The organism is Moraxella sp. CTOTU49803 (assembly GCF_032097965.1).
Classification (GTDB): Bacteria; Pseudomonadota; Gammaproteobacteria; order Pseudomonadales; family Moraxellaceae; genus Faucicola; species Faucicola tetraodonis.
Window position 1 is genome coordinate 878,557 of the sequence record NZ_DAMCJP010000001.1, and the last position, 19,830, is coordinate 898,386.

A 19,830-nucleotide genomic window follows, 5' to 3' on the forward strand; every position below is an offset into this window, starting at 1 on the left:
GATACCTAATGACTAGCCGTGACTTGCAAAAACGCCAAACCCGTCAAGCCTTTTTTCAATCGGTGCTTCAGTTATCGAGGTCAGGGCATGCGTTTTCGTCGATTTCACTTCGCCAGATTAGCCGCGAAGTGGGCGTGGTGCCGACGGCTTTTTACCGACACTTTCAGGATATCGATGAGCTTGGCACCTGCTTAGTCAATGAAGAACTCGGTCACACGCTGCAAAGTCTGCGCGATCATTTGCAGCTGGGTCGCACCCGAACGCATGAAGGTCAAATTGCCTCAAGCGTGCGTTTCTTTTTGGAAAGTGTGGAGCACGCGTCATTGCACTGGCACTTCATTGTCTCTGAGCGCTATGGTGGTAACCAAGCTGTGCAACATGCACTCGATGAACAAATCAGCTTGTTTGCGCAAATCATGACCGATGATTTGGCCATGCAGCCTGCCTTTGGACATTTAAATCAAGAAGTGCGCCTGTTGATTGCGGATATGGGCGTGAATATGTATTTTTCCTGGGTGTATAAATGGCTCAAATTTGATCCCACAGAGATACAAGGTAAACAAGAGTATCTCAATCGCTGTATCAAACAGGCGCAAGTGCTGTTTTATGGCGTCCGTAATTGGTGCCCTTAACCAAAACTTAAGCTAAAAAACAGTGAAACCAACAAACAGTGAAACCAAAAAAGGCTGAGCATTAACTCAGCCTTTTTTATTACTATTTATTGACCCGTTAATAACGCCAGTTATAAATCAAATCGACAGAATTATTGATGGCGGATTTAGCCTCAATATACAAGCGTCTTGTTAATTGATAACGCATACTGAGCTCAGGCTGCGAGGTGAACACGCCTACCCCATACCGTATAAACAAGTCTGGGGTGATATACCCCGTTAGACTGACCAAAGTGTCATTGCCCGAGCCATTGGCATCTAACGTCAAACGCTGCAACCCAAATGCCCGACCAATTTGGTTGGTAAATTTACGCGTCCCGCTTAAGCCATAACTTAACCCTGCTGCGGCAATGGTATTGTTGACACGGTTTCTAAAGTCTTGTTCGTTGGTATTTTCACCTGAATTGTTATTTAGGCTACCCGTCACCAACGCATTCATCGCCTGCTGTTCACTGAGTCCGCCATTATTGAATACGGTGATACTTGGTGCACTGGCACTGCCTTTGACTTTGACACCCACTTGTACGCCTTGCACGTCTTTTACTGCTTCTACGTTTAGCAGTGGTTTCATCACTTCACCATTGAACCGAACTTGCGCAAAGTTTAGAGTCAAGCTTTGACCAAACACTTCGACTTTTGAGCGGCGTGATACTTGCACCACGCCTTCTGCTTTCATGGTGCCTTGACCGCGCTGGGTGATATGCAGCGCACCCGCCAATGGTAGCCGTGCCCCAAAACCTTGGAAGCTGATGCGATCGCCGAGATCTACACCCACATCCGCGTTGATATTCCAAGGTTGAGTGACTTTTAGTACGTCATCAATCTGACCCATCAAGCGTCTATCAATCACGTTAACATCTGGGGATTTGCTCACCACATTGCCTGTGGCCTCTGGTGGACGAATGGTAGCACGAGGCACATCAATCACGCCGACGATATTCACGTAGCGCTGGCTAGGTTTGACAATCACATCAAAAATTGGATTAATAATGGCAGTAATTGCAGGCGGCTGGCTCACTTGTAAGTCTTTACCTTGCAGCTTCAGCTTGGCTTGCAGCTCACGTGTCCAGTCAACTGTACCGGTAATGGTACCTTGACCATCGCCTGCACTGGCAAACGACCCATCAATAGAGGCTTGATTGCCTGCCACGTGCGATAACACATTAATCTTATCAAAGCGCATCGGCACACCTGTGATGCTAAGACCGGCATCTTGTAGCTCAATATCGCCGACAAATTTGGGCTGCATTAATGAGCCACTGATTTTACCTGCCACTAGACCGTTACCTGTCAAGCGTTCAAAGGATGGGAAGAAAGGTTTAAATACTGCCAAGTCAATATCTTGAAAAACAACAGTGCCTGAAATCGGTTTTGACTGTATGTAGGGATTGACGGTGGCGTCCAAATAACCATTGCCTGCGCCATTGGCGGTTTTGATATCTGCACGAAGTTTTAGCCCTTCTGCGGTTGAACGGGCGATGACACTGATACGCTCATAGGCAATGGTCGTTGGATTTTCTTCAGGGGTTTGTGCGGCAGTGCCAAATACGCCGTTATCGGTGAAGAAGCTGGCATTGATACTGGGTCGTTGGTTCTTCTGCCAATGAACGAGTGCGGTGCCGTTGAGTTTTCCTGACCAAGCGATATCACGCGGCATCACCACAGAGAAAATTTGGCTATCAATTTGTTGCACGCTGACATCGACATTGCCTTGCCCATTACTAACCACAAGGTTGTTTTTTAGACACAGACTGCCGTTCTGACCCACCATTTTCCAGCAGTGTGCCGCCATTTGTACATTCAGGTTTTGCCAGCCAAATAGCATTTGGGCGGGTTGTAGCTGTTGCAACTTGGCATATTTGGTACCAATTTGTCCATTACCGAGCATACCCGACCACTGTTTTTTGGCAAGATCGATACGACCTTTGAGCGTCGCTTGTACTTGTCCTTTAGTACTATCTGCTTTGACATCCAAGGTGTGATTGTCTTGGGTACCGTTAAAATACAGTTGCACAGAGCGCAGCGGTTGATTGGCGATGTTAATACCCGTTGCAGTCAATTGTAACTGACTGGGTGATTTGGCGAGATTGACCAATTTGCCGGTGACTTTAGCATCGAGTACCACAAAGTTTGGCAGTGAAATGTTACGCCCGACTAAATCCACATAGATATTTGGCAGTGCTTGGTTGTTATCTTGGGTTAAGATAATGCCGCCTTTGACAATACCTTTTAGCTGCGGCATTAGCTGATTGAGTGTGCTGATATCGATACTGGTCACCAGTTGATTTTGGTTGCCATTGGCGGTGATGCGATTGCTACCCCATTGTACCAGCAGATTATTGGCTTGCAGACTTTCAATAAGACGGCGGATTTGTCCGTATTTTTGACTATTGGCGCTATTTTCAATGACTTGGCGCAGACTACTTAGGTCTTTTGGCAAATTCAGTTTTGCTGTCAATTGACCCGTCGCCAATAACGGCTGGTTTTTTAGTCTGCCTTTGAGGTTCATATTGGCGATATGAATGTACTGAGCGCCTGCCCGCCAATAGCCATCGGTATTGATGGTACCGGTGATTTGGCTTGGCAGACTTGGCACAAAATAGCTGGCATCAAAATTTTTCATATCAGCATTGATATGCCAGCCGGCACCATTACTCATATCAATGCTACCGTTGGCGTTGATATAGCCTTCTTTACCTTGATGACTAAATTGATTAATTTTGAGCTGTTGTGGCGTGCCTGCAATATCAAATTTAAACGAGCCTGCGGGTACGTTTGGCGCATTGAGGCTACCATCAAATTTGGCGGCGATATAGGATAACTTATTGCCGAGTAGATCGGCACGTACTTTGCCTGTGCCTTTTAACGCTAAGTGTTTTTTACTATTGTTGGCGCCCAATAAATCCCCTGTCATGTCAATTTGGTTAATGGTGACATCATGACGGTTCAACACCGCTCGATTGGCTTGGCGAATACGTTGCAGGGTGCCGCTGGCAACCACATTGCCCGACAAGTCTTGCAGCGGGATGCTATTTAAAATGCTGTGGGCATTTAAATGATTGGTTTTGGCATTGATTTGCCAAGCTAACGGCTGATTGCCGCTGGCAAGTTTGATTTTACCATTGCCTGCCAAATTACCTGCCACACCTTGATACAGCAATTGAGTGATGTCAACTATCTGACCTGTTTTATTGACATTGACTTGATAATTACCGCTTGGGGCTTGATTGAGCTTTAGTATATTGGCATTGACTTGCGCTTGTACACTGCTGGGTCGCTTGCCGTCTGCCGGCTGAAAAATCACCTGCGCTTTGCCATTGGGACTGTTAAGCTCGCCAATATTCGGTAGATTGTGACGTATCAGCTTTTGCCAATTGGCATCGATAGTATAAGGTTTATGGTTGCCTTTGGCTTGTCGGATATCGGCATTGATAATTTCACCATCATCTTGGCGCAGATTTGCGCGTACTTGCATCGGCAATTTATCGGTTGCCACATCATAGACGATGCCTAATTTGCCTGTTAAAGTCTCTGGTGCATACGGTGCGATGTCTTTTGGCAACAACTGACGAATCTTAAAGTCATTACCCGTATTCATTAGGGCAATACGGGTGCGGTCATGCCAATCAATCGTGCCTTGACTCGTCAATGTGCCTTGCGCGACCTTAGCCGTGAGGTATTCGATACTGAGTTTTTGATTGGCAATCACGCCGCGACCTTGATAATGCCCATCGGGGATATCTTTGGCAGTCAAATCAGCATTGATACGCAGCTGTATATTATTGGTCACGCCTGTTGCGGTCGCTAAGCCATTTTTTAGATGGATGTTTTGACTGGTGGCATAGGGCAATAACACATCTTTCCATTCAAGTTTGGCATTAAATGGCGCGTTTTTATCCATCGGCTGCGCTGTTACGTGCCCGGTAACATCCGATTTATTGTATTTACTCTTTATATCCGCGGTCAAAAATTTCAAACTGCCTGTAACATGGGTATCAAGCGCATCGACATACACTTTTGACAATGAATTGACAATAACCAGTCCTGTCACATCCAGCGGATAATCATGCTGCAAATCAATTTTGCCTTTGACTTTATCGACGCTTAATAAATTGTTATACGCCAATTTGCCTTCGCCAACCGTGATTTTAGTATCATACCAAGTAAAATCTTGGATATGCGCTTGTTTAAAATCGATGGGGTCGCGGGTCACTTGCTGATAGCGCACTAAATTCGCTTTTACGTCATCTAAGGTTAAGTTTACAGGCAGTGCAATGCGTGGGTAATCAAAGGGCTTGTTGGTTGGTGGTTTTTTGTAGGTGATAACCATGCGATTGATGTTGGCTTCACGCAAATGCACTTGTTTATGGATGAGCGCGCGCCAGCCAATTTTGACATAGGCTTTATCGACGGTGACTTCGACATAATTTTTGGGGGGATTGTTAGGGATTTTAAGATCGTAAACCCAGATACCATCACGAAGATTGCCTTTGCCGTATGTTAGGCTGATACCTGTTTCTTGAACGATGGCATTGATAAGTAACCGTGTACCCCACGGGGTGCCGACGGCATAATAAGCCCCTAACAAAATTGCAATCAAAATAACGGCTAACACAATAACAATTTTGCTGACAAGACCCTGCCGATACCAGTGCCGAAGCCAACCCACCTCTTTTTTTGCAGGGTCTAAATCTTCACCGTCTGGACTTTTAGTGTCTAGATTTTCAGTGTCTATGTTAGCGTCTAGGTCATTATCTACCAACGATTTATCGTCAGGCTTAGTGACATCTGTATCTGTGCCATCTTCGGGTAACGGTTCGTTGTTGTTGTCGTCTTTCATTAATATCGCAAATTAATCGTTGGCTAACTACAAAAACACAGGTTGTATGCGCTGTATATGGGCAGTATATTGGATAAACCTCACATACTAGCAAACTTTTATCCAAAAATCTTAACTAAAAACCTTGCACAAAATAATGCAATAATTTTTAGCCAAATTATTATAGCGGTGAACCGATAAAGAAATGTAAACGGACATCGTTGTTATCCCCGGTCAGACCTTTTGCCACATCGAGCCGTACCAAGCCTATCGGTGATTGCCAGCGGATTCCTGTACCAATACTGACCGCCGTTGCGTTATCATATTCGCCAGTCGTATCATACGCATTACCAAAGTCGGTAAACACAGCGCCCCGAAAACTCGGTCTAAACTCATAGTTATACTCTGCCGACCCTACTGCTAACGCATCACCGCCGACTAAGAAATTTTCGCCACCATAGGTCGGTCCTAAACTATCGGTGTTGTAGCCGCGGATACTAGAATCACCGCCGGCAAAAAAGCGTGAACGGTAAGGCACATCATAAAAATCACCGCTATATAGATAGCCCAAATCCAGTCGCCCGATCACTTGTTGTTTGTTATCTTTGCCAAAAGTATACATCCCCGTACCACCCGCACGTAGAATGGCCATATTGGTGTCACTCAGCGCCCCTTTAGCACCGACTTCAAGCGAATAACGTTGGCTATAACCCCACGTTGGCGTCAGCATATTGTCTGCTACTGTTTTATTGATTGCATAACCTGCCAACAAAGCTTGTTGGGTATAGTCCGATGCGTAGTTGTTAAAAGGATAAGGCAAGCTATCGGTGCTATATTTTTCAGGGTCGACGGTCAATTTATCGCCGCGGTAGCGCAGTGAATAGGTGCGATTCCAACCACTATCATGATAAATATTGCGGGCGATACTGGCATAGACCGTGTCCGCTTCAAAGGTGTTGACTAGGTCATCAACTTCTTTGTGCTGATAGCCGACTGTGCCTGTCAGCTTATCGTTAAGGGGATGCTTATAGGGTAAACTGGCAGTAAATTCCACCGCTTGATCGACTTTGGATAACGCCACTGATGCCCCAGTCTGCAAGCCACTTCGGTTAACCAAGTTGTTTTGGTATTTACCGGTCAAGCGCACGCCCACATCCGTTTCATAACCCAAACCCACTTGTGCCTCATGGGGTTTGGTGGCATTGAGTACCACATAGGTTGGGATTTGCTTTCTTTCATACACTTGTTGTGGCGTGAGCTTTGGTATGACTTGGCCTTCTCGTGGTTTAATGGGTAAGTCTTTGTCTTTATCCAATTTTTTTGCCGTTTTACTGACCGCATTGGCAATGACCACCAGCGGATTTTTACTTTTATTTTCAGCCTCGGGTGATAACTCCATATCTTCGGGTGCGGCCAATAAATTTTTGGCTTTTCGGCTGATGGCATTGAGACGTTGTTCGGTCGAATCATCGACTTCAAATTGAATCGGCGCGATATCATTGGGGTCTTGCACCTGATTGACGGTTTTTTGCGTCGTGCTATCGACAGTACCTGCGGATTGAAGTTCAGATGAGTTGCTTTGAGCTGATTTACTTTGAGATGCGAGACTTTGATCGGTTGAATTTTCGGGTGAAATACCGGCGGATGTATCAGAAGTGTCCGCGGTATTGTCGGCTGTGGTATTGCTGCTGTTGGCATTGCTGAGCGTCGCCGAGCCCGATTGTTCAAATGCGATATCGCTTGCCGCTTCGTCCGATGGCATGACGACATCCACATCCACCCCATTAAAATAACGGGTGGCAGTCAAATTGTTGGTAAATTCGGTAACAAAGGGTTGATAGTAGGCATCGCCTTTTTGGTACGTCATTAAGGCTTTGATCAGCTTTGGCTTTAAAGGCAGTTTATTTGGGTCATCGGTGAAATTGCCTTGCTTATCAATGCTATATATCTTCACATCATCAAAGTGATAGCGAGTCTTTGTGTCATAAATTAGGTCAACATCGGCGGTATTGTCCGGCAAAATAATATCCACCGAACTATTGAGCCATTTGGCATCAAAGTAACCATTGGTCTGCGCGACGCCTTCAATCGTGGCCTTTGCGGCTTTATAGATACCATGACTGAACACATCCCCTTCTTTGGGCGGGATTTCTTTTTCAATCACAGGATACACCGGCAGCGCGTTATCGCCTTCCCCGCCTTCACCACGGATATCAATGATGCGATTTTGCACGATGACGGGTTTGCCGACCTCTAAGCTGACTTGAATATTGTCTTTGCCTAAATGCTTAAAGGCGATTTTAGTGTCATAAAAACCCACCGCCTCTGCCGCATCTTTGGCAATTTGGCGTAATTTGTTTACACTGGCATTAAAATCCGACACCGATTCGACGGTCACTTTTTCCAACGCCGCTTTGATATTACGCGCAGGCTCGAGTTTGGCATCTGCATTGGCAAAGCTGATATCAATATAGTTTAGCCCTTCGCCGCGACCAATGATTTTGTTCTTCAAACGCGCCATGATGCCTTGCGGCTCTGCGGTCACGGTTGAGTTGGCTTGTGGGGTGGTCAATGCCGTTGTTTGCTGTTGATAGGCGGGCAAGTAATCATTGGGATTGATGGTGTCGGTGGATTTGATATTGCTGACATCATTGGCGACGCCTTGACTAGTCAGATTCTGATTAGCAATATTTTGGTTAGCGATATTTTGATTAGATAAATTGGTTTGCTCGCTCACCTTTTGATTAATCGCGTCGAAATTCTGCTTTTCGCTTGTTAGCTGCTCAGTGATTTGTGCTTGCGCCTGAGTGTTCATGGTTGCCATGGGTGCAGGCTTGCTATTGTTGATTTGATTGGCAACCGACTGCGGTGTTGCTTGGTCTAATGCTTTACTGTAGCCGACACTAGGTTGATTTTGTTTCAACGTCGCCACAGGTTGGTTAAAATTATTAAAGTCTGCCAAGGTCTGATTATCGAGCTGTTGACCAATTTTATCTTCAACGCGCTGCTGATTGAGTTGATACAGATAAGGCTGGGCGGTGTTGGCATCGGTTGTGATGCTATCTTGCGCAGTTGCCGCAGGGATGGCATTTTGCGTTGCCGTTGTGCTCTTGCTATCATTGGCGGTGGTCTGCGCTGCGCTGCTAGTGGTTAGCGTGCTATTCGTCGCTGAGCTATTAGCTAAAGTATTAACTGTGCTGTGAGCTGAAGTATTAGCTAAACTATTAACAGTAGCTGACATTATTGGCGTTTGTGCCCCCCAAGCAGGCACCACACCCACACCAACCAAGGTAATTGCCAAACGTATGGGGGTCAAGCGAAACAGCGAATGGTTTGATACGCTAGACTGGACGGGGCTTTGACGAGGATTTGACGGACAAGGATTTGACGATAGTGGAGAGCTGGCATAAAAAAAACTAAACGGGTTATCGGTCAATGCGGTTGACTGACGATAGGGTAGCAAATTTATTGGTTTCATGATAAAAATCAAATCCTTGAGCGAGCACTAGGCGATTTTAGCATAAACATTTTACTAACCAAACATTTTCGCAACCCTTTGTAAAATATTTGTTAAGATAGTCATCATCAGACATTTCTAGGATTGCTCATGAGTACCCAATTTGCGCTTTTTAAATACAAACGGTTTAGTGCCATGTTTGCCACCCAGTTTTTAGGGGCATTTAATGACAATGTATTTAAGCAAGGTTTGATTTTAGTACTGACCTTTATGGCAGCGGCAAAATTGGGAATGCGTGTCAGTTTGCTCAACAATCTGGCGGCGATGCTGTTTGTGTTGCCGTTTTTTTTGTTTTCCGCCTTGGCGGGTCAAATCGCTGATAAATATGAAAAATCTTGGCTGACAAGGCTGATTAAAATCCTTGAAATCGTCATCATGGTCGTTGCTGCATTTGGGTTTGTGTTTGAGATTTATCCGCTCTTATTTGTTGCGTTATTTTTGATGGGTACCCATTCGACGTTTTTTGGTCCTATCAAATACGCCTATCTACCCCAAGCCATGACTACCGATGAGCTGGTAGGAGCCAATGGGCTGTTTCAAATGGGTACGTCACTGGCTATTTTGACAGGGATGATGCTGGCTGGCGTATTGATGAAGTTAGACAGTCCGCTGTTTTGGATATCTGGGGTGACGGTTTTTGTGGCGATTATTGGCTACTTGGCTTCTCGGTTTATTCCCGTTATGACTGCGCCGCAGCCTGATTTGACCATCGACTGGAATATCTTTCGTACTAGCTGGCAAACCATTGCCAATCTATATCGCTTACCGATTATGTGGTTTACCATTTTGGGTAATAGTTGGTTTTGGTTTTATGGTGCCACGTTTTTGACCCAAGTACCTGAATTTAGCAAGTCTATTTTGCTAGGCGATGAAAGCGTCGTGATATTTTTATTAACACTGTTTTCTGTCGGTACGGCGCTTGGCTCACTGTTATGTAAAACGTTGACCAAAAACCAAGTGAGTTTAAAGCTGTTGCCCTTTGGGATTGCAGGATTGACGATTTTTGCTATTGACTTGTATTTGACGCTTTCAGCGATGCATTTGCCGCCACTCGCCAACAACGCGCACTATAGTATCGGTATGATTTTTGCCACGCAAGGTGCTATTCGTGTGTTTGTCGATTTGTTTTTATTGGGTTTCTCAGGCGGTATTTATATTGTACCTTTATACGCCTATATGCAAGCTTATTCACCTGAAACAAGCCGTGCTCGCATTATCGGTGCCAACAATATTTTAAATGCCGTATTTATGGTGGGTTCGGCGATTTTTTCGATTGTTTGTTTGACGCTAGTTAACGTGAGCCTGCCGATGCTATTTGCGATTGTCGGGGTGATAAATTTGGTCATGGGCATATGGCTATTTTTAAAACTAAAAAAATATAGCCCTGCCAAGCCCATTATGATTCATGAATAACACTCTATCGCCCTATTTAATCGCCCCGTTAAATAGTGAGTACAAATAGTTAGGAATGCTAGGCAACCGATGGATGACAAGTAATGGATAAATAAGGGGTTTTGCGCCATTTTTTCATTTGAGTCCAAAATGTTGCTATTTGTTATCGTTTGGCAAAGAAACGTTGTTGTTAACTTCAGTTACTTTGTAACCGGTTAAAAGTTAGTTACTATACCCTGACTTGTTGTAATTTTTTTTGTATCACTTGCTAGGAATGACTGTTATGTTTGCCACTTATAAAACAATTTGCCCGCCCAAACTGGTAAAACTCAGTGCGATAGCCTGTACGGCGGTGTTGATGACCGCTTGTGCTTCACAGAAGATCACCACCGTAGACAAACGCCCTGTGTATGTACGGGGTGTGCCCAACTATTATATTGTCAAAAGCGGCGATACTTTAAGCAAAATCACCTCTATTTATGGACTGGATTATCGTCGTGTTGGCGCGCTCAACGGGCTCGATAGCAACTATACCATTTATCCAGGGCAACGCTTGATTTTAACCTCAGCAAGCAATCCTACTTCTTATCGCCCAACAACCATTCGCCCTGTGACGGTCAACCAATCATCTCGCCCGTCTAACCCGACTTATTACCCACCTGGACAAGCCAATAATTCATCAACTCCGTTACCGATGCCAAACCAAGTCATCGTGCCAACAAGCAGCTTATCACAAGGTTGGTTACGTCCTACCACTGGCAATTTATTGCGACCGTTTAACCAACAAACAGGTACGCTGGGTATGTGGTTTGGCGGACAAGCGGGCGCAAATGTTGTCGCCAGTCAGCCAGGTACAGTGTTGTATGTCGGTAGTGATTTGCCAGAATATGGCAAATTGATACTGATTCAGCACAATAGCGACTACATTAGTGCCTATGCGCATTTGGGAAATTTTGCTGTACAAGAGCGCCAAACGGTGCAAGCAGGTCAAACCATCGGTACCGTTGGAACGGACAATAATTTGAATCAACCTGCTGTAGAGTTCCAAATCCGTTATCGTGGTACGCCAGTGAACCCTGCCAGTTATTTAAAATAATCAAGCAGCTATTTAAAATCATCGCAATAAAAAAGCCAATCTATGACGATTGGCCTTTTTTGTGAGCGTAATTATCGTTAAGGATGACTAGAGAACAATCGCAGTCGCCATGTTATTGGCATAGCCAATCGCATGATACAGACTATCGGCACTCGCTTTGCCTGTCCCTGCCAAATCCAGTGCCGTGCCATGATCGACTGAGGTGCGAATATAAGGCAACCCTAAAGTGATATTCACGGTTTCGCCAAACCCATGTGATTTGAGCGGCGCCAGTCCCTGATCGTGATACATGGCGATGATAGCATCGGCAGTGGCGATATGTTTTTGGGTAAACAAGGTATCAGCTGGCATCGCCAAACTAATATCGACACCTTGATCGCGATAGTGCTGTAACACAGGATTGATGATGTCAATTTCCTCTCTGCCGAGATAGCCACTCTCCCCGGCATGAGGGTTGAGTCCACAGACCAATATTTTTGGGTGAGTGAGACCAAATTTTTGCTGACAATCTTGAATGACAATATCAACGGTTTTTGCCACTTCTTCGTGGGAAATCGCATCGGCGACCGCTCGCAGGGGCAAATGGGTGGTGACTAACGCCACTTTCATCAGGTTATTGGCGAGCATCATCACCACTTTATCCATCCCCGACTGCTGCATGAAAAATTCGGTATGCCCCATAAAATCTGGTAACGCAGTCATAATCACCGATTTTTGCAGTGGCGCGGTGACAATTGCAGCGACTTGTTTGCTGATGGCGAGCTTATGCGCCAGTTGCAGCTGTGCGATGACCATCGGCGCATTATCGGAATTTAGCTGCCCTGCTACCACAGGTTCTGCTGTCGGCACATCCACTACCAAAATAGTGTCATGCGCTGATGGTTGCGCAATTTGCGGTAAATCTTTTAACTCATGTAACTCTTGCGTCGCTAACTGTTGAATCACCAACCCGTCTTTTACCGCGCCTTTTTGTTTGAGCTCACTATACCTTTGTTGCAGCGCTTTGATATCTGCCAACACAATGACAGCGCGATTGGGCAGGTTTAATTGCTGTCTATCGGCAAGCATCAATATGATATCCATGCCAATACCCGCAGGTTCGCCCGAAGTAATCACTAAGGGAAGACTTTGAATGGTCATTTTTATACCTTTTGATAAACACTGATAAAGCTATCAGTTAATATTTTATGAATTTATTACCAATGATGCGGCTTATAGTTAACTTGATAAAATAGTTTCATGTTCATGAGGTCAACTAAAACCCTGATTACACGGATGATTTTTAGCGATTACCAATGGTTTGATTAAATGAAATCTGATTATTTGCGTAATGTTAAGTAAGTATTGTATACCCAATGAGTTTGCTATTATTAACTTAATTTAAATCAGTGTATAATAGTACTACACTTTACTGTCAATCCTGTATTTTACTGTTGTTATCAATGGAGTCCTTATGGCTACCTACGAACATATTAACCAAAAAGTTGAAAAAATGTGTCAGCAATCTGAAGATTTTTCAGTTCGCGTACCACAAGTCATGCAGCGCCGCATCTATATGATGGCAAGACAAAACCCCCTCAACAATGCCAAAGAAATGAAAGAAATGGAACGTATGGTGACTGAAAAACCCATCGCATTTTTTGAATCTTGGACGCAAATGGCTTGGCAAGCGCTGGTTGCCCAGCAAAATATTGGGCAATTAATGTTTTCAAACTGTATGAAATTAAGCTTGGGTCAACCGATTTCCTTGGAAAATTTCTTTTATGCTGTCAACCAAGAAGCGCTGCATGTATTGGAAAAAGGGATGCACCCTATCTATAGCCGCGTGGCCGCTAATGCCAAACGTTTAAGCTAATTGTTACTTTTTTAAGCCACACCCAATAATTTTTTATTGGGTTTTTTATTTTTAGGGCTTTTGATGTCAAAAAAACTGGTACGCCCAGCGGGACTCGAACCCACGTCGGTCGCTTAGGAGGCAACTGCTCTATCCAGTTAAGCTATAGGCGTAAAGGGCTACTATTTTATCATATTAAATCGTAAATGCTTAGCATCCGCTGATATTTTTAGGCATTTTGTTGCTGATTTTGTAGGTTCGCAGTTTGGCAATTCATAGTATAATAGTGGGCTAAAGATAAACCGCAATAAAGGCAATCCATGGCATTTGTACACTTTGGTATTCACACCGAATTTTCTATCACTGACTCGATTGTACGCATCAAAGCGTTGGTCAAAGCTGCCAAAGCCGACAACCAACTGGCGCTTGCCATTAGTGATTTGTCCAACCTGTATGCCACGGTCAAATTTTATAAAGCTTGCTTGGATGCCGGTATCAAGCCGATTATTGGTTCTGAAGTCTGGCTTGAAAATGATAGTACGACAGTAACGCTACTTGCCAGCAACCAAGTCGGCTACAAGAATTTGACCAATATCGTGTCAAAAGGCTTTGTCGATGGTCAAGTAATGGGCAAACCGATTATTCAGCGTGACTGGATTTTTGAGCGCAGTGAAGGCGTGATTGTGCTGTTCACCGAAAAATCAGACGTCGGTCAAGCCATGTTATCAGGTCACCCAGAAAAAGCCGATAGCCTACTACTACAATGGCAAACTACATTTGCCGATCGTGTCTATTTTGCCATTAAACGCACCCAACGCGCCAACGAAGACCGTTTTATCGAGCAAGCCATTCGCATGTCCAATGCCTTTGATGTGCCTATCATTGCCCATAATGACGTGCGTTTTTTGACAGAAGATGATTTTGAAGCGCACGAAGCACGGGTGTGTATCGCCAATTCGCAAGTGCTTGCCGACCCCAATCGCCCACGTGATTATTCCTCTGAGCAATATTTAAAAACCCAAGATGAGATGACTGCCCTGTTTAGTGACATGCCAGCGGTGATTGATAACACCTTGGATTTGGCAAAACGCTGTAATGTCATTATTCCTATGGGTCATCACGATTTACCTGAATTCCCCATTCCCGAAGGCGATACCATTGAAACCTTTTTCCGGCGCACTGCTCAAGAAGGTCTAGAAAAACGCCTTGAAAAACTCTACCCCATCGAAAAACGCGACGACAGCTGGGCAGAAAAACGCAAGCCGTATGACGCGCGTTTGGAGTTTGAACTCACGACGATTTTGAATATGGGTTTCCCCGGTTATTTCTTAATCGTGATGGATTTTATCCGCTGGTCAAAAGCCAATGATGTGCCTGTAGGTCCTGGTCGTGGCTCAGGCGCGGGATCATTAGTGGCGTATTCGCTCAATATCACCGACTTAGACCCGCTAGAATACGACCTACTGTTTGAACGGTTTTTAAACCCTGAGCGGGTATCCATGCCAGACTTTGACGTCGATTTTTGTATCGAAGGGCGCGACCGCGTCATTGATTATGTGGCGCAAAAATACGGACGAGAAGCGGTATCCCAAATCATCACTTTTGGTACGATGGCGGCAAAAGCGGTGGTGCGTGATGTCGCGCGCGTTCAAGGTAAATCGTACGGGCTTGCTGATAAAATCTCCAAACTCATCCCTAAAACCCCCGGTATTTCGCTGGCTGAAGCGGTTGAAGCCGAACCGCAACTTAAAGATTTGCTTAACAATCCTGACAACATGGATTATGAAGATGCCAATGAGATTTGGGAAATGGCGGTACGGCTCGAAGGGATTACCCGGGGCGTTGGTAAACATGCAGGGGGCGTACTTATCGCGCCGACCAAAATCACCGATTATAGCGCCATCTATTGTGATGAAGAGGGTCATCCCGTCAGTCAGTTTGATAAAGACGATGTGGAAGCAGTGGGCTTGGTCAAATTTGACTTTTTGGGTCTGCGCAATTTAACGGTAATTAATGCGGCAGTCAAAAACATCAACGCACGCCGCGCTAAAGAGCAACAGCCACCGCTTGATCTTGAGACGTTACCCTTAGACGATAAGCCCACCTACTCCCTGCTACAAGATGCCCATACCACCGCTGTATTTCAGCTTGAAAGTACCGGCATGAAAAAATATTTGGCCAAGCTTAGACCGACCAATATTGAAGATGTCATCGCCATGTGCGCGCTGTACCGCCCGGGTCCACTAGATGCCGGAATGGTCGATATGTACATTGACCGTAAACACGGCCGCGAAGAGGTCATCTATGACCATGACCGACTTGAGCCGATACTGGAAAATACGTATGGGGTGATTGTCTATCAAGAACAGGTAATGCAAATCTCGCAAGCGATGGCAGGCTATAGTCTAGGCGGTGCCGATATGCTACGCCGTGCGATGGGTAAGAAAAAACCCGAAGAAATGGCAAAACAGCGCAGTATTTTTGTTGAAGGGGCTATTGGTCAGGGCATCGATGATAAACTTGCAGGCGGCGTGTTTGATTTGATGGAAAAATTTGCCGGCTACGGGTTTAACAAATCACACTCAGCGGCATACGGCGTGTTAGCCTATCAAACTGCCTATTTAAAACACTACTACCCTGCCGAATTTATGGCGGCAGTCATCACCTCGGATATGAATAATACCGATGGCGTGGTGTTTTTTATCAATGATTGCCGCGAAAATTTTGGTTTAAAAGTAGAAAATCCCAGTGTTAACCACTCCAATTGGGCGTTTGTGCCGATTAACCCGACGACCATTGTGTATGGGTTAGGCGGTATCAAAGGTGTCGGTGAAGGTGCCGTAGAGTCTATCGTGGAAGCGCGAAACGCGGGCGGTGAGTTTACCGATTTGTATGATTTTTGCCGCCGTGTTGACACACGAAAAGTCAATAAACGCACCCTTGAAGCATTGGTTAAAGCAGGCTGTTTTGATAGTTTTGCGCCAAAATTACGACCTGATTTGCCTGCGGATGAAGCTTATCACATTCGTGGCGCGTTACTTGCCGAATTGCCAAAAGCGGTACAAGCAGCCGAGCAACAGCGTAGCAATGACAGCCTAGGGATGATTGATTTATTTAGCGATATACAAGAAGTCACTGCGCCGCCCCCATTGCCCCGTGAGCCAGTCTGGACAGATGCTGAACGCTTAAAAGGCGAAAAAGACACGCTAGGACTTTATCTCACCGGCCACCCGATTGATAGTTATCGCGATGAGTTAAAACGCTATACGCCAAAGACATTGGGTGATTTGAGCGAAACCAGCTATGGCGAAACCGTATTTTTTGCAGGCTTGATACTCGATGTTGCAAACTTTGGTAATCGCTCAGTGATTACGCTGGATGACGGCACAGGTCGTATCGAAGTGAGTTGTTATGCCGAGCGCTTTGCCCGCGTCAAAGATAAGCTTAAGGTGGAAACCGTGGTAATTATCGACGGCTCTATTCGTGAACGCGATGGCACGTTTTATGCCAGCCTACAAGAGGTAATGACCTTAACCGATGCGCGCAAACGCTGGCTCAAAAAAATCAGCATCAAAATTGCAGGTCATGATATGGCTTTGTTTGAACAGATACAGCAATTGTTAGCGACCGCCAATAACTCAACGATTCACTATTTATCGCATCAATTTAATCACCCTGCCGATAATGCCCAATTTGCGGACAGTCAGACCGCCAATGCATCGGGTCAATTAGGGGTACCGATTAACCTATGTGTGTATAACGACTATGCGATTGCCCATCTTAATATGCCAACGCATTGGCAAATTGTGCCGACAGAAGAGAATTTTGGCAAACTCAAAAGCTTGGTCAATGAAGAAGATTTGCATTTACATTTTAGTTAGCGTCTGATTTTGGTGAATTTAGCCGATAAATCCATCATGTGATAAACGTTTGTATCCTTTAAACTGACTTTCATCAAAGTTTTGATAAAATTCAATGAGATATGGGCTAAAATAAGCCAATCAAATTTAATCAATGATGTTTTATTCAATGTCCCATCAACAGGAAACTCATATGACTCAGCCATCCCATATCAGCCTACCCCAGTTCGAAGAATTAAGAGCGTTACTTGACGAAGATTTTGTCGATTTGATTCATACTTATATGGAAGATAGTTTACAACGTTTATCGGAAATGGAGACAGCTTATGCCACCTTAGACAACCGTTTGGGGTATAATGCAGCGCACGGCTTAAAAGGCGCTAGCTCTAATCTTGGCGCTACCGAGTTGACCGAACTTTGTTATAAACTGCAAGAAATCTGCCGCACAGGTCATATCCACCAACATGAACAATTGATTGAAGAAATCAAAGCGGAATGCCAAGCAGTGAATGACCAAATACAATCGCTTATTGCGTAACGACTGGCTAAGATTTGACAACCCATGGTAACGACTGACACTAACGCTTTCCAGCAACCCTTCTCAACCCTTGCGGCATTTTTAGCCGGTATTCGCATTGTGATGGTGAATACCACCTTGCCTGCCAATATTGGCTCTGCCGCCCGCGCCATGCACACCATGGGACTAACGCAGCTCACGGTGGTGGCGCCCAAACTACCGATTGACGAAGATGCCTATGCCCATGCGGCAGGTGCCAAAGCAATTTTAGATGCTGTGACCATTTGTGACACCCTTGAGGAAGCCTTGCAAGATTGCCACTGGGTAATAGCTACCAGTAGTCGCCAACGCCATATTCCAAGACCCGTGCTATCGCCCCGACAAGCGGCTGAATTGATGGTCACTAATTTTCAAAACCTTGGCGATTTAATGACAGATGCTGCGCATCGCAATTGGCAACTTGCCATTGTGTTTGGTCGTGAAGATCGGGGTTTAACAAATGAAGAACTGCAATTGGCTGACTACCATATTCAAATTCCTGCCAATCCGCAGTATGGGGTGTTAAATGTGGCGGCTGCGGTTCAAGTGATTGCCAGCATTTTTTACGAAACTGCCGAATTGGCATTGACAGCAAAAACAGCGGCTGAAAAATCGATTGATTTGACTTTTCGCCAGCAGTGGGATGAGCCGCCTATCTCAAATGAGCAGCGTTTACAGCTAGAAAATAGGCTGTTGGCATTGCTAGAGAATTTAGATATCTACAACCCAGCCCAATCTAAAGTGATGCCTCAGCGTATTAATCGACTCCTTAGTAGATTACAGCTTGATATCAAAGAATATCAGTTACTGCAAGCCACCATCGCAAAATTACTGAAACGATAAAGCATTACTCAAACGATAAATTATAAACCTGTTAAGCGCTCAAAGTTTATGTCTGCCACTGTTTTGCTTGCTGTTATATTTGTGCTGAGCTTAACGCTTGTTACTTGGCTACTCAATCAACTGCCCCAACGGATGATTGTGGGGTTTGATGCCAGCCATCGCCATTCCCCATTAGATGGTATCCGTGGCATTTTAGCGTTATCGGTGTTTACTCATCACTTTTTTAAAAATTATTTCTTTCAAACGACGGGGCGCTGGCAGTCACCCAATATTGATTTTTTTACCAACTTGGGCAGTGTGCCGGTATCGCTGTTTTTTTTAATCACCGGATATTTATTTTTTGGTAAGCTCAGACAGCCGCGGATGGATTGGCAATACCTTTATCGCTCTCGGCTGCAGCGCATTGTGCCGCTGTATTTGTTTTTGGGCATTTGTATCGTCACTATCTATTTCACCCAGCAACACCCGCCGTTAGCCCGGTCTGAGTGGCAACAATGGACGCTACGCTGGTTAAGCTTTAACAATCAGTCGCTTAAAGATTTTTACGCTTGGCCGCTGGTCGCAGGCGCGGCTTGGACGCTACTTTATGAGTGGGGTTTTTATTTTAGCTTACCGTTACTGTTTTTATTGGTGCATCCCAAACAACTAAGCCATTGGCAAAACATCGCGATGCTGATGATAAGTTTGCCTGTGTTGTATTACGTTTTCACACATACTATTATCAAGCTGTATGGGTTATTTTTGTTGGCTTTTTTTGCGGTTTGGTTGCAAGATTTTTTTAAAGATGTATTGGCAAAATTTCCTACGCTTATTTCCATCGCTTTATGCCTACTCACCCTGTTTATTTTATTTGCAACATCAGCGTATTCTTATGGGCAAATGCTACTTTGTAGTCTACTTTTTTGTTTTATCGCCAACGGTTTTACGTATTTTGGGGTGTTATACCAACAAGGTCTAAAGGTTCTGGGTGAATTAAGTTATAGCTTGTATCTGACCCATGGTTTGGTCATGTATGTTTGGTTTAACTTATTACACTTGCATGACTTTAGCCAATCGATGACCGCGTATGTGTGGACGTACCCGCTGGTGTTGGTATTCGTTGTTATGTTTGCTGTTATAGGCTACAACTATATTGAAAAACCTTTGATGCATCGACCTAACTATCGCCGTGATGCGACAACAGTATTGCAATCATAGCCAATCATAGCGTAGCTTAATGAGTTCGTGATATCATAATCACTT

General features: G+C 44.8%; 11 protein-coding genes and 1 tRNA gene. 8 read left to right on the plus strand and 4 right to left on the minus strand.

All coding sequences use genetic code 11. The features are described from left to right. Positions 1-8: 8 nt before the first annotated feature. Positions 9-632, plus strand: coding sequence for a TetR family transcriptional regulator (locus tag RT422_RS03855; RefSeq protein WP_062330883.1), 624 nt, complete (start codon positions 9-11; stop codon positions 630-632). A gap of 97 nt (positions 633-729) precedes the next feature. Here the strand turns inward: RT422_RS03855 and RT422_RS03860 are convergent, their stop codons facing one another. Both RT422_RS03860 and RT422_RS03865 read right to left on the minus strand, forming a co-directional pair. Continuing rightward, positions 730-5,511, minus strand: a complete 4,782-nt coding sequence (locus RT422_RS03860; RefSeq protein WP_284034168.1) for a translocation/assembly module TamB domain-containing protein — start codon at positions 5,509-5,511, stop codon at positions 730-732. A gap of 160 nt (positions 5,512-5,671) precedes the next feature. Continuing rightward, the gene (locus RT422_RS03865) at positions 5,672-8,968 is read right to left on the minus strand and encodes a BamA/TamA family outer membrane protein (protein ID WP_313421353.1); all 3,297 of its coding nucleotides are present in this window, start codon (positions 8,966-8,968) and stop codon (positions 5,672-5,674) included. A 129-nt stretch (positions 8,969-9,097) separates the two neighbouring features. On the opposite strand from RT422_RS03865, the gene RT422_RS03870 reads away from it, so the two are divergent. Both RT422_RS03870 and RT422_RS03875 read left to right on the plus strand, forming a co-directional pair. Then, positions 9,098-10,420, plus strand: coding sequence for an MFS transporter (locus tag RT422_RS03870; RefSeq protein ID WP_313421355.1), 1,323 nt, complete (start codon positions 9,098-9,100; stop codon positions 10,418-10,420). A 262-nt stretch (positions 10,421-10,682) separates the two neighbouring features. Beyond that, entirely contained in the window at positions 10,683-11,495 is an 813-nt protein-coding gene (locus tag RT422_RS03875) for a peptidoglycan DD-metalloendopeptidase family protein (RefSeq protein ID WP_313421356.1), read from the plus strand. Positions 11,496-11,582: 87 nt separating this feature from the next. On the opposite strand, the gene pdxA is transcribed toward RT422_RS03875, so the two are convergent. Beyond that, positions 11,583-12,635, minus strand: a complete 1,053-nt coding sequence (pdxA, locus tag RT422_RS03880) for a 4-hydroxythreonine-4-phosphate dehydrogenase PdxA (RefSeq protein ID WP_313421357.1) — start codon at positions 12,633-12,635, stop codon at positions 11,583-11,585. Positions 12,636-12,948: 313 nt separating this feature from the next. Between pdxA and RT422_RS03885 the strand changes: the two genes are divergently transcribed. Continuing rightward, entirely contained in the window at positions 12,949-13,350 is a 402-nt protein-coding gene (locus tag RT422_RS03885) for a hypothetical protein (protein WP_007115259.1), read from the plus strand. A 76-nt stretch (positions 13,351-13,426) separates the two neighbouring features. Here the strand turns inward: RT422_RS03885 and RT422_RS03890 are convergent. Beyond that, positions 13,427-13,502, minus strand: a tRNA-Arg gene (locus RT422_RS03890). A 147-nt stretch (positions 13,503-13,649) separates the two neighbouring features. On the opposite strand from RT422_RS03890, the gene dnaE reads away from it, so the two are divergent. The 4 genes from dnaE (at position 13,650) to RT422_RS03910 (ending at position 19,785) form a co-directional block, all read left to right on the plus strand. Then, positions 13,650-17,210 (plus strand): DNA polymerase III subunit alpha, encoded by a 3,561-nt coding sequence (gene dnaE, locus RT422_RS03895; protein WP_313421358.1) that lies wholly within the window; start codon positions 13,650-13,652, stop codon positions 17,208-17,210. Between the two features lie 172 nt (positions 17,211-17,382). Then, positions 17,383-17,727, plus strand: coding sequence for an Hpt domain-containing protein (locus RT422_RS03900; protein WP_203172009.1), 345 nt, complete (start codon positions 17,383-17,385; stop codon positions 17,725-17,727). A 24-nt stretch (positions 17,728-17,751) separates the two neighbouring features. Further along, positions 17,752-18,588, plus strand: a complete 837-nt coding sequence (locus RT422_RS03905; RefSeq protein ID WP_313421360.1) for an RNA methyltransferase — start codon at positions 17,752-17,754, stop codon at positions 18,586-18,588. Positions 18,589-18,636: 48 nt separating this feature from the next. Beyond that, the gene (locus RT422_RS03910; protein ID WP_313421361.1) at positions 18,637-19,785 is read left to right on the plus strand and encodes an acyltransferase; all 1,149 of its coding nucleotides are present in this window, start codon (positions 18,637-18,639) and stop codon (positions 19,783-19,785) included. Positions 19,786-19,830 lie beyond the last annotated feature (45 nt).

Coding starts and splice junctions, on each gene's coding strand:
- RT422_RS03855 (WP_062330883.1), top strand. CDS start 9: ATGACTAGCCGTGACTTGCAAAAACGCCAAACCCGTCAAGCCTTTTTT.
- RT422_RS03860 (WP_284034168.1), bottom strand. CDS start 5,511: ATGAAAGACGACAACAACAACGAACCGTTACCCGAAGATGGCACAGAT.
- RT422_RS03865 (WP_313421353.1), bottom strand. CDS start 8,968: ATGAAACCAATAAATTTGCTACCCTATCGTCAGTCAACCGCATTGACC.
- RT422_RS03870 (WP_313421355.1), top strand. CDS start 9,098: ATGAGTACCCAATTTGCGCTTTTTAAATACAAACGGTTTAGTGCCATG.
- RT422_RS03875 (WP_313421356.1), top strand. CDS start 10,683: ATGTTTGCCACTTATAAAACAATTTGCCCGCCCAAACTGGTAAAACTC.
- pdxA (WP_313421357.1), bottom strand. CDS start 12,635: ATGACCATTCAAAGTCTTCCCTTAGTGATTACTTCGGGCGAACCTGCG.
- RT422_RS03885 (WP_007115259.1), top strand. CDS start 12,949: ATGGCTACCTACGAACATATTAACCAAAAAGTTGAAAAAATGTGTCAG.
- dnaE (WP_313421358.1), top strand. CDS start 13,650: ATGGCATTTGTACACTTTGGTATTCACACCGAATTTTCTATCACTGAC.
- RT422_RS03900 (WP_203172009.1), top strand. CDS start 17,383: ATGACTCAGCCATCCCATATCAGCCTACCCCAGTTCGAAGAATTAAGA.
- RT422_RS03905 (WP_313421360.1), top strand. CDS start 17,752: ATGGTAACGACTGACACTAACGCTTTCCAGCAACCCTTCTCAACCCTT.
- RT422_RS03910 (WP_313421361.1), top strand. CDS start 18,637: ATGTCTGCCACTGTTTTGCTTGCTGTTATATTTGTGCTGAGCTTAACG.